Annotated in this window: 14 protein-coding genes; 5 read left to right on the top strand and 9 right to left on the bottom strand. The window is 63.1% G+C overall.

Going from position 1 to position 14,713, the window contains the following annotated elements:
• On the bottom strand, positions 1-1,506 hold a 1,506-nt coding region (locus Q0964_RS03960; RefSeq protein ID WP_299263672.1), incomplete at its 3' end, for a PAS domain S-box protein.
• A gap of 620 nt (positions 1,507-2,126) precedes the next feature.
• Between Q0964_RS03960 and Q0964_RS03955 the strand changes: the two genes are divergently transcribed.
• The gene (locus Q0964_RS03955) at positions 2,127-2,378 is read left to right on the top strand and encodes a hypothetical protein (protein WP_299263670.1); all 252 of its coding nucleotides are present in this window, start codon (positions 2,127-2,129) and stop codon (positions 2,376-2,378) included.
• Complete coding sequence (locus Q0964_RS03950; RefSeq protein WP_299263668.1) at positions 2,375-2,620, top strand: PIN domain-containing protein; 246 nt, start codon at positions 2,375-2,377, stop codon at positions 2,618-2,620. Before Q0964_RS03955 ends, Q0964_RS03950 begins: the two co-directional genes overlap by 4 nt.
• A gap of 695 nt (positions 2,621-3,315) precedes the next feature.
• Here Q0964_RS03950 and Q0964_RS03945 read toward each other — a convergent pair.
• Entirely contained in the window at positions 3,316-3,552 is a 237-nt protein-coding gene (locus Q0964_RS03945) for a hypothetical protein (RefSeq protein WP_299263666.1), read from the bottom strand.
• A 691-nt stretch (positions 3,553-4,243) separates the two neighbouring features.
• Here Q0964_RS03945 and Q0964_RS03940 point away from each other — a divergent pair.
• Positions 4,244-5,341 carry a hypothetical protein gene (locus Q0964_RS03940; protein ID WP_299263664.1) on the top strand — a complete coding sequence of 366 codons (1,098 nt, stop codon included), beginning with the start codon at positions 4,244-4,246 and terminating at the stop codon, positions 5,339-5,341.
• A 167-nt stretch (positions 5,342-5,508) separates the two neighbouring features.
• Complete coding sequence (locus Q0964_RS03935; RefSeq protein WP_299263662.1) at positions 5,509-5,934, top strand: hypothetical protein; 426 nt, start codon at positions 5,509-5,511, stop codon at positions 5,932-5,934.
• On the opposite strand, the gene Q0964_RS03930 is transcribed toward Q0964_RS03935, so the two are convergent.
• Both Q0964_RS03930 and Q0964_RS03925 read right to left on the bottom strand, forming a co-directional pair.
• Positions 5,935-6,819: an NAD(P)H-binding protein gene (locus Q0964_RS03930; protein WP_299263659.1), complete on the bottom strand. Its 885-nt coding sequence runs from the start codon at positions 6,817-6,819 to the stop codon at positions 5,935-5,937.
• A 217-nt stretch (positions 6,820-7,036) separates the two neighbouring features.
• On the bottom strand, positions 7,037-8,317 hold the full coding sequence (locus Q0964_RS03925) for a sulfatase (RefSeq protein ID WP_299263656.1): 1,281 nt from the start codon (positions 8,315-8,317) through the stop codon (positions 7,037-7,039).
• A gap of 153 nt (positions 8,318-8,470) precedes the next feature.
• On the opposite strand from Q0964_RS03925, the gene Q0964_RS03920 reads away from it, so the two are divergent.
• Entirely contained in the window at positions 8,471-8,731 is a 261-nt protein-coding gene (locus Q0964_RS03920) for a DUF8151 family protein (RefSeq protein WP_299263653.1), read from the top strand.
• Between the two features lie 200 nt (positions 8,732-8,931).
• Here Q0964_RS03920 and Q0964_RS03915 read toward each other — a convergent pair whose 3' ends face one another.
• The 5 genes from Q0964_RS03915 to Q0964_RS03895 form a co-directional block, all read right to left on the bottom strand.
• Complete coding sequence (locus Q0964_RS03915) at positions 8,932-9,552, bottom strand: class I SAM-dependent methyltransferase (protein WP_299263651.1); 621 nt, start codon at positions 9,550-9,552, stop codon at positions 8,932-8,934.
• Between the two features lie 120 nt (positions 9,553-9,672).
• Positions 9,673-9,960, bottom strand: coding sequence for a translation initiation factor eIF-1A (locus tag Q0964_RS03910; protein WP_299263648.1), 288 nt, complete (start codon positions 9,958-9,960; stop codon positions 9,673-9,675).
• Between the two features lie 127 nt (positions 9,961-10,087).
• On the bottom strand, positions 10,088-10,696 hold the full coding sequence (locus Q0964_RS03905) for a response regulator (protein ID WP_299263645.1): 609 nt from the start codon (positions 10,694-10,696) through the stop codon (positions 10,088-10,090).
• Between the two features lie 22 nt (positions 10,697-10,718).
• On the bottom strand, positions 10,719-11,141 hold the full coding sequence (locus Q0964_RS03900) for a CBS domain-containing protein (protein ID WP_299263642.1): 423 nt from the start codon (positions 11,139-11,141) through the stop codon (positions 10,719-10,721).
• On the bottom strand, positions 11,141-14,692 hold the full coding sequence (locus Q0964_RS03895) for a PAS domain S-box protein (protein WP_299263640.1): 3,552 nt from the start codon (positions 14,690-14,692) through the stop codon (positions 11,141-11,143). The genes Q0964_RS03900 and Q0964_RS03895 overlap by 1 nt, the downstream gene beginning before the upstream one ends.
• Positions 14,693-14,713: the final 21 nt, after the last annotated feature.

Here is a 14,713-nt window from a genome sequence, read left to right as displayed (position 1 = left end):
CGTCTCGAGAGCGACAGTCACAGCCTCCTCAGTATCACCAGTCCTGAGTAGTTCACGAGTGGTACTGTGCAGCGTTCGCAGTTGCTGAGCCCTGGTCCGTTCTTCCGTGACGTCCTGCTGGATACCGATGTGGTTGGCTAGTTCGCCGTCCTCGTCGTAGACCGGTGTCACCGAGAGACGGTTCCAGAACTGCTCGCCATCTTTTCGGTAGTTCCGCAAATCGACGGTTATCGGCTCTTCAGCAGTAATTGCATCTCGCAGGTCATCAAGTGCCGGCTGGTCCCTGTCCTCTCTCTGGAGGAACCGACAGTTCCGCCCGAGTACTTCTTCCCGGCTGTAGCCGGTCTGTTCGACGAATCCATCATTCACGTATATCAGTGGGTTGTCCTCGGCATCCGGATCGCTGAGGGTGATTCCAACCTTCGCTTCGTCCATCGCTCGTTCTTTCAGTTCCAGGTCACGTTTCCGCGTTCTGCGCGCGGTCACCTCCTCTATCCATACAACCGTCCCGACGCTTTCGGTACCAATCGTCATCGGATTGGCCGTGATGTCGAAGTATCGGGTTGCCCCATCAGTTGTGACGGATGTGACGCCTGATTCGTCGTCTGTGCCGACAGGTGTGAACGCCTGTTCGAACGCATCAATCGTCGGACACTCGATACCGAGGGCCGACTGGAGATTGTCGGCCTCCCTGTTTGACTCGACAAGCGTTCCGTTAGTGTCGTATACAAACGTCGCATCATCAGCCTTCTCGAAGAACGCTGACCGGCCGGATTGTTCGATTCGACGGAATGTATCCTCGACGAAAACCAACATTCCAAGCGTGAATCCGGCAACACCGACTGGCTCGAAACTCAGGCCAAGCAGAATAGGGGGCAACTGTTCGGCCGGAAGTGCCTCAACAGCCACCCGTGGTACAACCGGAACCAGCGAAAGAACTGCGAGTGCGCCTAAGCCGGCAGTCGGATACTGGGACTTGCGGAACGTATCGATCAACCAGTAGAAGCTGATAGCGACGAGTGTGTACGTGAGCGTGAACGATACCCAGTAGAAAACCTGTGGTTCGACCACGAGGTGTGGATACGGGTCCGGCTGGAGGTCTGTTTTAACATACAGGCCGTACAACGGGTTGGTGAGTTTGATCGTTATGAGGCTGACGTACGTGCCAACGGCGAGCAGACGGTACCGGCGGTCGCGGTGGTACGACCGACCTGTGTATGCGGAAATGAAGTACACCCACGCGCCGACACCGGTAAGTCCCCATATAAGACCGCCAATATACAGCGCGGAGCTGAGAGTCCCGTCGGCGGTGAGCAGGCCGAGAGCCTGGAACAGGAGCCACAATCCGTTTGTCATTAGCACCGCTTTGAGTCCAAATCGGGTATCACGGCCCTGTAGCTGTGTTCCGTAGGCAGCAGCGGCAAAACATCCGATGGCAGTCAGTGTGAAAACGACCGTGATGCCCCATTGAATCGTGCCTGACTCCCCGAGGATGGAATTCAGCATATTAATACTACTCATATGATTGATACCCACTCAGCAGGCATAGTTGCTCTGGGCAAAAGTTGAGCCGACAGCCACGAGACCATCTCAGCGTCTGGCAGTTGCAGTTGGCCGCCGGTCAGAGCTTCCGAATTCGCTTGTAGTGAGGTAACCGTATTACAGGTCTTGGTACAATCATTCGCATGCCTTGTGACCGGACGCGTTCTGTGCTGAGCGACTCGCCATCATCTATTCTCAGAATCGTTCGATGCGAGATACGCGCTGCGTCTGTTGTACGGCACGTCCTACCAGAACGCAAATAGAACTGTTTCGCTATCCTCGGTAAGAGCTACATCTATGTTCAGCAAGCAGGTCGGGATATCGGAGATGTTGTGCAAGCTACCGACAAACATCTCGAATCCCGGAACAAGGCCGATAGAAGTATTCACCACTGCGAGATAATCGGCGGCTGAAATCGGCTGGTACGTGTACACCGTCCGGGTTCGAGTGCCGAGGTCCCTATTTTTGACGGTGGACGGCGTCTCTAATGGTATCTGGTCGTGGCCGCAGAACATAGACCCCGGTCAGATTCTCATCAGGCGGGCAGACACGGTTTTATCAATATTGCTGAGCGATCACACGGTATGGCCGCCGAAATTTCCGACCGGGTTCGAGAAATCGCCGAAGCCCGCGGCCTTCCGGAGTCCGAAGTATTCGAGCGGGCACTCGAACGCGGTCTCGAAGACCTGTGGGAAGACCTCGTTCTCGCGCGGTATCTCGATGGCGAACTCGACCGCGAGGAGGCAATCGAACGCGTCGGCCGGACGAACGTCGAGCGAGCGGAACGAGAGCGGGAGGTCGTCGAGAAAGACGCCGACTGGGGTCTGAACGCGTGACGCTTGCGGCTGTCTCGGACGCAGGACCGCTCAGTCACCCCGCCAAAATCGAGTCGCTCGAACTGGTCGCGACGTTCGACACACTCCTCGCACCAGAGACGGTTTATGCGGAAGCCGAGGCCGGTGGTGTTCCAGACGAGTTGGCCGACCTCTCGCACGAACTCGTCGAGGCCGGTGAAGGCCGAGTCGGAACTGAAGAACTGGACGCCGGAGAACGTGCCGCGATTGCGGTCGCTGAATAGCGGGGAGTCGCGCTCTGTTACGGCCGCGGGCTGCTCGACAGAGGCGAAGCGCCGTCGCGTATGCGAGCACTCCAGCGTGAGACGAGCCGTTTGATGACCGAGGCGGTTGTTGAGCGCGGTATTCGGATGTCGGACGAACAATGACGGGACGAGAGGGCCCTATAGACGCGCTGAAGGTATTCGCGGTGGGTAGATTGTGAGTCGTGAGTGCAGAGGCTGTGTTGCTAGTAGCCGCCGTCGAAACATCACTCCGAGAGGACTGTCTGCACGTCTGCCGTGTCCGAGCGGTCGTGTTCGGTATCGCCGTGCGGTCAGGGTCGGCACCCGCCCGGACCGTGTGTCTCTCGCCGGTTCAAGCGAGAGCGAACCGATTATTCGAGGACTGTCGAGCGTCTACGGGTCGACCCCGGCGACAGAGCCGACGGGTAGTCTAGCGTCGACGCCCTGGACGGGACGGGCGTGAGACCGTCGGACATCTCGTCAAGGCAGGCGCTCGGGAGCGAGCCGATTTCGTATTCAGAACGCTCGGCACGGTCACGCGTCCGGTGGAGTGACGCACCCGTTCGAGGACCGGGGCTGGAGGGGCCGTCGTCTCGTCGCGGATTCGGCGAGGCCGTCGGCGGACCCTTGCTGCGCCTTCTCGTGTGGCCGTTCGGTTAGTGGTGCCGAATCGAACTGCCGGCAGAGGGGGCCGATTACTCTCCGCTCTCCGACATCATCTGTTTTATCTCCTCCAGCTTGAAGTACGACGCGAGAGCGAGGATTGTGACGGGCCAGAAGCCGACGAACTGGCCACGCTGTTTGTCGCCGCGTACGTAATAAAAGTAAAGCGCGAGTGCGACTGAACCGACCGATGCCACCACAGCGGGGGTGAGACCGCCGGCGTCCTGTTTCATAGCTCCTGTTGCTGTCACGTCGTTCGGATTGGACATACAGGCCATTCATTCTGTACAGTAAAATCACTTCTCATCGCGACGGACCGGATTCCGGCCCGGTCGGCGTCGCCCGCTGCGAGCATCGCTGCCCCGACCGTGGGACTCTTTGGAGACGCAGTCAGTGCTGTATGGGCCGTTTTCGCTTCCACGTATCTCTCGGAGTCGTGGCTCGGATCGGCCTACTCCGAGCGCGACCGCTCACTGTAACGGACCACGAGGAAGATGAGCACCGACAGGGCGATCATGAGGAGTGCGAACGAACTGTCGTCGTCGATATCGTATCGGGCGCTCATAGCAGTACTAGCTCACTTGAACATCGAACGCCGTGTACATAGCAGTTCGTGTACCGGTTCACCGGGGCCTTGATCGGCCAGTCGTCCGCAGTCGGAGGGTTGGTCCCGCGAGGGCTCCCGGGATGCCAAACTGTTTCGTAGCTACGATACGATTTGACCGTATGGACGAGATTGATCCCGACACCGCGATGATCGCCGCGGGCGTGGTACTCAGTCTGATCGCCGTACTTGAACTCTACCCGGCCCTAAAAAAGTCACGAGAGACGTGAGCGTGTCGTGGGTCGCCGAGTAATCGCCCCCGAACCAGCCCGGAGCGCCACGGACCGCGGGGGGTGTCGGCAGGTGAGACTGTCCGTAGCTTGCCGTTTTTGTACGTGCAGGTCGTACACACTCGGATGAACAAGCGCAGTCCGAGGCCGGCGAGGGACGTCACAGACGAAGGCTCGGGGGTACCGCTCCGTGTCGACCGTATCGCCGACGGCCCGCCGGAATCTGCACCGACGCTGTACTGTACCGACGTCGAGGGGACGGAGCTACGGGTAACGGTTCGGGATTCCGCGACCGCCACGCCCTCGGAGACAGGCGGGTGGTATCGGTTCGACGGCGTCGTCCGGTCTCGGTCGCTCGGAACGGAACTGCTGTTGCCGTCGGGCGACGGTGGCGTTGAACCTCTCGACGTGCCCGAGCGGGGGACGCACCCACCGCTGTCCGAACTCGACGACCCGTGGCTGATTCAGTTGGGCGCGAGCGACGACGTACTCGCTGTGACGGTCCAGCCCCGGCCGACGGGGCGGGGGGCGGGTGTGCGTGCCGAGGACCCGGAGACGTTCGAGATCGGGGCCGTCTGTCTCGACTACTGTGACGGAGCCGGTGACACGACGGTGTACCACCGCGAGGAACCCGACACTCGGGACGAACATCTTCTGCTCGAACACGTTGCCGAAGATATCTCCGAGGCAGCGGGAGCAACACTGGTCGTTCGCGGAACCGACCGATCCCCGCTGGAGATGCTCCACGCACGCCTCGCGCTCGCAGCCGAGGGCGACGTCGTCGACGCCGGAGCAGCGGAGGTGCTGGACGACTGCTTCCACGCGAACCTATGGCGTGTCGCCGCCAGAGCAGGGGCTGGCACGCTCGACGAAGCCACCGGACAACTGGACATCGAGGTCAGTCCAGTTTCGCTCGACGACTACGATATCGGCGTCGACCCGGCGGACTGGCGGGAGGACTGGGAGACAGACGTCGATTCCCTCTCGGGGGTGTCCGACCCCCGGGACCCCCGGATGTCCGACCGGGATTACGCGACGCTCGTCGAGCGGTATCTGACCGTCGAGGACGAGACGATGGAGTCGGCCCAGCTCGCCAACTGCCTGAAGACCTACGCGAGTGCAGACGTCTCGCTGCTCCGTGAACTCGTGACACGCGGTGTCGCAGACCAACTCGCCTGTCCGCGGCTCGCCGGGTACCGTCTTCATCGGGACCGGTCGGGTTGACCGGGCCGGCGATGCGGTCAGGGGCCGACGCGTCTCCACGCGGAGGCCGTAGCCTGTGGTCTCGCACGAGCGTGGTCTGTCCGGGAGTTCTCCGGGGAGACTGCTGGCCGCTCGGGACGGCCGCCCAACTCGCAAACACTCAAACCGGCAAGCCACCTAAGCCGGATATGAAGCAGTCGCTTCTCATCTACGACGGTAGCAACTCACTGTTCCGCGCGGCCGCCGAAGCAACGACCCGTCGGTTGGACGAGGTCGTCGCCGTCCGCTGGAGCGCCGAGCCGGTACAGGCGTTCCTCGAGGCGCAGTTCGACGACCGCCCTTTCGCGTTCATTCTCGTCGAGGGTGACTCCGTCCACGTCGGTGAGGCGACTGTTGGACGGGTCCTCGGCCTGATAGGGCTCGCCGACGCACTCGTCGACGGCCTGAAACGGGCATACGCGGTTGGGGGCGCCCCCGTCGGCCGACTGGTCCACGGGCGAACGGTGGCCGACCTCGACGGGACGTTCCCGCTGTCGGCGGCGGCCGCAACACATCTCGCGGACCTCCGGCAGGTCCGTGAGGTACCGGTAGAGGCGCCCACCGGGGAGTCCTAATCAGCCCTGTGCGAGCGCCTGCTGGACCGCCACTTCGACCGGCGTCTGCTCGATGGGGACGACCGACTGCAGGTCCCGCTCGGAGTCGACCGTCACGGGGTTCCGCATGCTCTCGACCAGCGGCCGGGCGATGTCGTACTGAACGTCCGTCGTCAGCCGGAGCCAGTGCGAGGAGAGTCCTGGAGACATCAGCGGCACCGGCACGATGAGGAGACGCTTGCCTTTCTGTTCGGCGGTGGACTTCAGCAGGGACTCGTAGGACCACACCGTCGGCGCACCGATATCGTAGATGCCACCCCGGGTCTCCTCGACCTCGAGAACGTCGACCAGGTAGGCGACGGCGTCGTCGATGCCGATCGGCTGACACGGCGTCCGAACCCACTTCGGGACCGTCATCACGGGTAACCGGTCGGTGAGGTCGTCGACGATGCGGAAGCTCGCGCTGCCGGCACCGATGATGATCGCCGCCCGGAGGACCGTCAGGTCGAAGCGTCCGGCTTCGAGCACCGACTCGACCTCCCGGCGGGAGGCGAGGTGTGGCGAGAGGTTCCGCTCGTCGCCACTGATGCCGCTCAGATAGACCACTCTGTCGACGTCGGCCGCCGACGCTAATTCGCGGAACCGGCGGGCGTAAGTCCGGTCCAGTTCCGCGAAGTTCTCGGCCGTCAGCGAGTGGATCAGGTAGTAGGCCGCGTCGACTCCCGCACAGAGCCCGTCGAGCGACGATGGGTCGCCGAGGTCGCCCTCGAATATCTCGACGTCGTCGGGGAACTGCGACTCGCTCGCGCTCCGGGAGAAGGCGACGACCTCGTGGCCGGCCGAGCGCAGCGACTCGATGAGTTGGCCGCCGACGAACCCGGTCGCGCCAACAACGAGGACGCGCATTGGTTTGTGTACGAACCGCAAGGGCAAGGATTTTTTGTCGGCCCACAGGGTCGGAGGGACGCGGTGATCCACGAGTACCGCGAAGTCGGCCGCCACTGACGCGGCAGGTGATGGACCGGTATCCCCCGACGTCATCCCGTGACAGACCGCCGATGGTGTGAGTCGAGTGCCGCCGCCGGCTCTCTCGCCACACGCCCGGTTCAACGGCGTCGTCGGGTCAGAAGTAGCCCAGTGCGTCGAGTTGGTCGCGCGTCCGCTCGTCGACGGAATCCCGGTCCGTGGACCGCACGTCGGCGTTTTCGAGGGAGTCGAAAGCGTCGCTCACCCGGTCCCGGTCGGCCGCGGCCGCCTCGCCGACGGTACCGGCCCGTGGGACGTGAACCTCGCCGACGGCATCGCCCCACGAGTACGTCTTTCGGACGCCGGTCTCGGCGGGTTCGTAGACGGCACGACTCGGGCGGAGAAACGGGGTCGCGTCGTCGGCGGCAGTTTCATACCGCTCCCGAAGGTCGCCCGTTACCGGCTGCTTCGAGGCGACGACCCGCGAGCGGGCGAACGACGCTCGCTCGCCGCCACGGGCCGCCGCGACGACGTCCCGAAAGGAGGTCAGTGCGGCGGGGTCGTCGACCGTTCGTCCCGTCCGCTGGCCGGGAAACTTCGCCACGAGCGGGACGTGTAGCAGACTCTCGGTCATCGGGACGATGTGTGCCACTGCCGGCGGTTGGTCGGGGAGTCGGCCGGATTCGCCGAACCCTTCACCGTGGTCGCCACAGACGACCAGAAGCGTCTCCTCGAAGACGCCGCGCCGGCGGAGCCGTTCGAGGAGCGACTCGACGACGGCGTCGGCCTGCCTGACCCCGCCGTCGTACAGCGACGCCAGGTCGTCGAGGCGCCGGACCGGGTACGAGCCGTCGTGGATGTCGAACTCCCAGCGAATCGGGAGTTCGGACTGTAGTTCGTGGGCCTGTGGGCTGCTCCACCGGTCGTGCTCGGGGGCCGGGTCGTACGGCCGGTGGGCGTCCATCAGGTTCAGACAGGCGGCCCACTCCGGCCGGCCGTCGATCCAGTCACACAGCCGGTCGGCGTAGTAGAATCCGTCCGGCCTGTCCGTGTGGTGGCCCGACAGATACTGCTCCGGCGTGTCGTCCGGGACGGAGACGACGGTATCGAACGGCTCTGACAGGCCAACTGGATGGTCGGCGACGAAGCCGTTCTCGGTGAACAGTCCCGTGTCGTAACCGGCCTCGGACAGGTCGTCCCACACCGTGTGTCCCGGGTCCAACTCATCGTGGATGGTAACGCGGTGTGCGTTCGTTTCGAGCCCGGTAAAAAGCGAGACGTGAGACGGTAACGACCAGTTCGACGGCGCTCGCGCGGACTGGTAGACGGTGGCACCGTCGGCCAGCGATTCGAGTGCCGGTGTCGTCGTTCGTCGATAGCCGTACAGCGAGCAGTTCGCTGCCCGGACCGAGTCCAGCACGACCAGCAACACGTTCATACCTAACCGTGTGGCCACAGAACCCAAAATTTTGCTAACAGCGGACCACAGCGGTCCGTCTCGGTGCGGAGTCGTAACGGTTCGTCGGAACCGTCGGCGGTCGTGCCGGCGGGGACCGAAAGCGTCTTGTTATCGTCCCGGACACAACTGGTCGTGAAGTCGGACGCACTCGGGTTCCTGCCGGAACTCGTAGAACTCGTGATTCTCGGCCTGGTTACGACCGGGCTGTCGGTAGCGGGAACGTACATCGAGCGGTTCGCACTGACGACACTCCAGAACGGCGACGTGGCGCTGGGGCTGTGGGCCGCGTTTTTCGGGGCAATCGTCCTGTTGTTTGCCTTTCGTATCGGGACGGACAAGTTCACGACGAAGCTGGCGGCGTTCAGAGGCGTCGGGAGCGACACGCACAACTGAACTGAGACCGCAACGATAGTCGTCGGCACGGCTCTCGTCGCCACCCGCGGCCGTGTCCCGGTGACGGATAGCCGCGGACACCGGTCTGAGTTCCCACCGGGCGGAAACAACCGGGGAAACGCGAGGCCGCCGAGCGGTTTCGAGGCGGCGTCTCCGACCGCGAGTGGCGAGGCGTGTTCACCCCGGAGAACTCGGGGACTCTACGAGCCGCCGGCCCCGGGAGCGTGGAAGATTCGGACGGTGTCGCGCTCGCCGGATTCGACGTCGGCCTGGTCGAAGCCCAGTTCCGTAAACACGCGGTTCCAGTCGCGGTAGTAGAGCGGGAAGTCGTCCTGGACGTAGTTCACGACCGCCTCGTCGCCGTCCTCGCCCTCGTTCTCGACGGTGACGAGGAGGTCGGCGGTGATGCGGGCGAGTTCGGCGAACACCCAGTCTGCGTCCGGGTGGATGTGTTGTAACGTCTCGACGGAATAGACGGCGTCGAATCGGTCGTCCGGAAAGTCGGTGACGGCGTTCTCGATGGCGTCACAGTGGAACGTGCCGCCGGCCGCGAGGTCGGGGTAGGTGGCCGCCATCGTCTCGAAGGCGTCGGCGTTGATTTCGACGCCCGAGAGGTTCTCGAACCCGTGTTCGTAGAGATGTGCGAGGTGGCGGCCGGAGCTACAGCCCAGTTCCAGGACGCGGGCGTCGCGGTCGAGGCGGTCCTCGAAGATGCCCCGAAGCGACTCGCTGGTTTCGTCCGGGCCGTAGTAGGCGTAGTACTCGGGTGAGTACTCGCCCGATCGGTCTGCCCACTGTCGGCGTACCTCGTTAGAATCCACACGCATCAACGATGCCCCGCACGTATAGCCCCGTCGGAGTCGACGGCCGTCCGGGCGAGGCCGTGGGCACGGGACGGATGCCTCTCGGGGTGGTGGTGACGAGAGAGGCGAGAGAGGAGTCTACTGGATGTGGCCTTCCGCGCGGAGTTGGTCGGCGTCCTGACTGTCGTACCGCCATTCGATGTTGGCCTTCTCGTCCTGCCAGTCCCAGGGCTCGACGAGAACCACGTCACCCTCGTTGATCCAGGTCCGGTATTTCATGCGGCCGGGAATCCGGCCCATCCGGTTTTCACCGTCTTCGCACTGTACACGGACGTGGTTCCCACCGTTGTGTTCTGTCACGACCGCAAAAAGCTCGTCGTCGTTGGGCATGCGGAGATTCCGCCGCCCGCTTGATTCGTCGCTCATACAAATAAGTCGGGTGGCAAACGAATAAACCCTCCCTAAGTCGTGGTACCACGACACACCCGCGGCGCCGACCGGCAGGCCCGCCGGTGTCGGTTCGTGACGACGGGTTCGGCGTCACGGTTCAGGCTCACAGCGTGTCCGCCTCGCCTGCCCCGCCCGGCGCGCCCAGGTTTCGCGTGATCGTCTCGACGACCAGTTCGGTCGCCTCTGGGGACAGTTCGGCCGTGATGTCACCGAGTCTGGAGCTCATGTCGGCAACGTCCGACTTGAGCGTCTCGAACGGCTCGTGAGAGTCGAGCGCCGGTGCTTCCTTCTCTCCTTCGAGCGCTGCCTGTTTGACCGTCTGGCGGATGAACTCCCGTACTTCCCGGTCCGTGGAGCCGAGCACTTCGAGGCGGTCGACCGCGTCGATGAGTTCCGTCGTATCGACCGGCTTGAGCAGATAATCGTCGAACCGCATGTCGATGACGTCCCAGTCCGGTCGCACCGCAGTGATCATCGCGACGGGAACCTCGTATCCCTGCTCTCGCAGGCGCGTGAGTACCTCGCCACCCCCGATACCCGGCATCTTCCGGTCGAGAAACACCGCGTCGACCGTCTCGTCGATTGTCTCGACTGCCGCCTCGCCGGAGTATGCGGTCATCGTTTCGTACTCGGTGCCGACGAGACGCGCGTACAGGTCGGCGAGCGATTCCTCGTCTTCGACGATCAGCACGGTTTCGATTGTGTATGTCATAGGTAGTGCACCTCTCCGTCGGTCAACCCGTCCACTCCTCTCGGCGCTTCTCGTTTTCTAGCATCTCTTCGGTGATGTTAGAGAGGTTGTCCAGTATGTCATCGTTCGTGATTACTCCCTCGACGGACATTCCGTCGACGACCGGGAGACAGTCGACTTTCGCCCGTCTGAGCTTGCCGACGCAGATCAGCGCGCTCTCGTTTGGCCCGACCCGGGTCTCCAGTCCGCGGGAGAAGCCGCTGATCGGTATCTCGCTCAACGGCGCGTCGGTTTTGTAACAGGCGGTCAGTGCTTTGCGACGGGTGAGCATCGAGACCGGAGCGTTCTCCTCGATGACGAGGACGTGATCGACGTCGTTTCCGAGCATCAACTCGACTGCCTCGCGCAGGTGCTTCGTCCGCTGGACGACCTCGAACTGCTCCGTCATGATGTGCTTGACCAACATCAGTCTGCCTCCTCTGCATCGGCGACGGGCAACAGAAGTTTGACGACCGAGCCACGGGGGTCGTTGCTCGCAAACTCGACCGTGCCACCGGAGAGACTCACGACCCAGTTGACCAGCCAGAGGCCGAAGCCGTCCAGATGCTCGAGCTGTGTCTCCCGGTCCGAGTCCAGAATCTCGACGACGGTCTCGGGGATACCTGGGCCGTTGTCGGCGATACTGAGTTCCACCTCGTCGCCCCTGCGCTGCAAGTGAACGTCGATTTCCGGCGTCTCGGTGTCGTTGTGTTGGATAGCGTTCATCAGGACGTTTCTGATGACCTCCTTCAGGAGGTCGTTTGTCACGACGCTGACGTTGCCCGACAGGTCGACCGAGAACTCGGCTTCGGGCCGCTGTGTCCGTAGCGACTCGACCTGGGCCCGTGTCGTCGCGGCGATATCGACGGCTCTGTCACGCGTGGTCTGTTCCTCGAACGTCTCTCTGACCCGTCGGACGTTCTCGATGAGAGACAGTATCTCGTCGATTGTCCGTGTGGCACCCTCGAGACACTGTTGGACGTCCTCTTTCTCGGCGTTTCGCTGTGCGAGCTGCGCGGAGAGGAGGATTTCGTTGAGGTTGTTCCGGAGGTCGTGTCGGAGAACACGCTGTAACACGGACAGTTGTTGCTCGCGGTTTCTCTCCGTGGTGATGTCGACAGCGACGACCACGAAGCGAATCACGTCACCGCCGCTACGAACCGGGGCGACAGTCTGTTTGATGACGCGGCGGTCACGGGCGGGGAGCGAGGCGACGAATTCACACTCCCATTCCTCGCCCCCGGCGAGTGTGTCCAGCATGTCCTCGGCCAGTTCGTCGGATTCGGCGTTCGAGAGGAGTGGCGTCTCCCGGTTGCCGACCAGTTCGGCCGCCTCGTACCCGGTCACCGCCTCGAAGGTCGGGTTGACGTACTCGACGACCCCGTCGGGGTCCATCCAGTATATCATCCGCCCGGCGTTCTCGACGGCTTCCTGAAACGTCTCCAGTTGCCGGGTGCGTTGCTTTCGCTCGGAGATGTCCCGGATAACGCCGGCCGTCCCGCGGAACGCACCGTCCTCGCCCTCGGGCAGCAGGGCCGTGTGGTTCTCCGTCGGAACCTGGTCGTCGTCGGCACTCATGCGTTTCATCTCCCAAGTCGTACTGCGCCTGTCCGAGGACAGCAACTCGCGGACGACTTCGCGTCCGCGCTCAAGTTCGGCGTCCGACAGCACCTTCGAGACGTGGTCCCCGACGGCTTCCGTGCGCTCGTAGCCGGTGTGGTCCACGAAGGCGTCGTTGACGTAGGTGTAGTAGCCCTCGCTGTCGATGGCATAAACCGGGTGCCCGAGGACTTCGAGAATCGTTTTGTACTGTCGGAGCTGTTGCTCGCGTTGCTTCTGCTCGGAGATGTCTCGCCCGATGCCGACGATACCGGTTGGGTTCCCGTCACCGTCAGTTAACAGCGCACCGGTGAACTCGTACGGAACCGCGTCGCCGTTGCTCGTCAGCAGGTTGGTCTCGATTGTCGCCGTCTCGTCGGTCAGTACCGTATCGATCGCACGGGAAATGCGCTCCTGTTCTGCTTCGGGAAAGAGGGTAATCGCGTGCCGTCCATCGAGTTCTGCATCACTGAGACCGGTGACCTCGCTGAATCGGTCGTTCCAGCGACGTATCGAGCCGTCGGTGTCGATGACGTAGAAGATATCGGTCATCGTGTCGAGTGCCTGGTCGATGAACCGGCGTTCCTGTTCGAGTTCGTTCGAGCGGCGCCGGCGTTCCGTGATGTCGGTGGCGACGCCGATGATGCGATTGAGTTCGCCGTTCTCGTACACGCCCGCAGACCGGTCGTGAACCCACCGGACCTCGCCGTCGGGGGTGACGACGCGGTACCGTTCTTCGTACTCGTCCGGGTTCTCCGCCTGGTCTGTGAGCGCAGCCTGCACCCGCTCGCGGTCGTCCTCGTGGACTGCCCGCAGGAACGACCTGCGGTCGGCACGTAGCGACTCCGTCGACCGCCCCCAGACGTCCTCGTAGGAGTCGCTGACGAACTCTATCTCGGACTCGGCTATCGAGTCACTGTTGTCGTCGGACATCCAGACCACGTCCGTTATGTTCTTTTTAATCTGTTCGAGCATCTCGACGCGCCGGTTGCGGTCCGTCACGTCGACGTAGACGCCGATGCCTTCCGTGACGTCGTCGTGGGTCAACAGGGCGGATTTGAACAGGAACTCGCGCGTCTCACCGGTGGCCGTCGACCGCGTAACCTCGCGCTCGACGGGCACGCCCTGTTGCCCCTGCTCGTTGATGTTGCTGGCACTCTCGTCTGCTCCGTCAGGCACGATGTAGTCGTCCAGAGAGTCGCCGACGATGTCGGTCTCTTCGTAGCCGAACGTGGCCTCGAACGTGTCGTTGACCCGAAGCACGGTCGGTTCGGCGTCGGTCAGGTCGACTTGGACGAGAGGGTACGGAGTGGCGTCGAACACGGCAGTTACCTTGTCACGCTCGCGCTCGATCCGGCGTTCGCGCTGCCGGTGCTCCGTCACGTCCCGAACGGTCAACAACTGCCAGGAGTCCGTTCTGTGCCCCCGGTCGACGGGCACAGACTCGACCTCGTAATGACGGGTGGACCCATGTTCCGTCCTGGTCACGTGTGCGTGACTGCACGGCGTGTCGCCGACGGCGTCCGATTCGGCCACCGCCGGCAGCACTGTCTGGAGGCCCGAACCGACGATGTCCGACCGAGACGCGGCCGACAGCGCCTCCGCCGCGGGGTTGAGGTCGACGACCCGGTCCTGGTCGGCGAGCACGATGACGGCACTGGACATCTCGTTGATGATCCGGTCACGCGCCATCTCCCGCGCTAGCGGCATCGACTGGAGCAATCGGTCACGGAACACCGCACCGATGAGGATGGCCCCGCTGAGTGAGAACGCCGACGGTGTCAGGTCCAGCGGGCCGGTCATACCCACCAGGTACAGCACGTTCATCGTCAGCGGCAGCGCAGCTGCGAGGATCAGTCCCACCGCCTTCGAGCGGTGGGTCTCCTCGGAGAGAATCGCAGTCTCGAAAATGAACACTGTCCCGGCGAGGAGCAACAGATACGACGCCACGCTGAACACCCAGAACAGTGGTCCGTACTCCGTCGTCAGGATGTCGAGTTGCCCCAGCGAGACGGTGTCGGTCGCCGCCCAGACCAGGTGGTGATGCCGGTTGGTCAGTCCCGCTACGGTGGTCAGTAGGGGAATCGCCGACAGCAGACCGATTTCACGGGTTGTCAGCGCCCGGAACCGGCCGGTGTACTGTACCGCGAACAGGAACCACGTAATCGAGACGGTACCGATGGCCGAGAACGACAGCGCGTAGACCAGCTGTTTCGTCGCGACATCGGTCACGCTGAACGCGACGACGTACGTCACCGCCCACAGCACGGTGGCGAGCAACAAGACGAGCAGCGTCCGAGCGTGTCGGTACTCGCGGTACTGCCACACGATGGCACCGAGGACGAGCGAACTGACGACAGAGACGAGCAATGGTACCACATACGCCAGTGGATGCCACGA

Origin of the sequence: Halorientalis sp. (assembly GCF_028275115.1) — an archaeon.
GTDB lineage: Archaea > Halobacteriota > Halobacteria > Halobacteriales > Haloarculaceae > Halorientalis.
The sequence above is the reverse complement of the archived record's forward strand: the minus strand, read 5'-3'. Positions and strand labels throughout refer to the sequence as shown.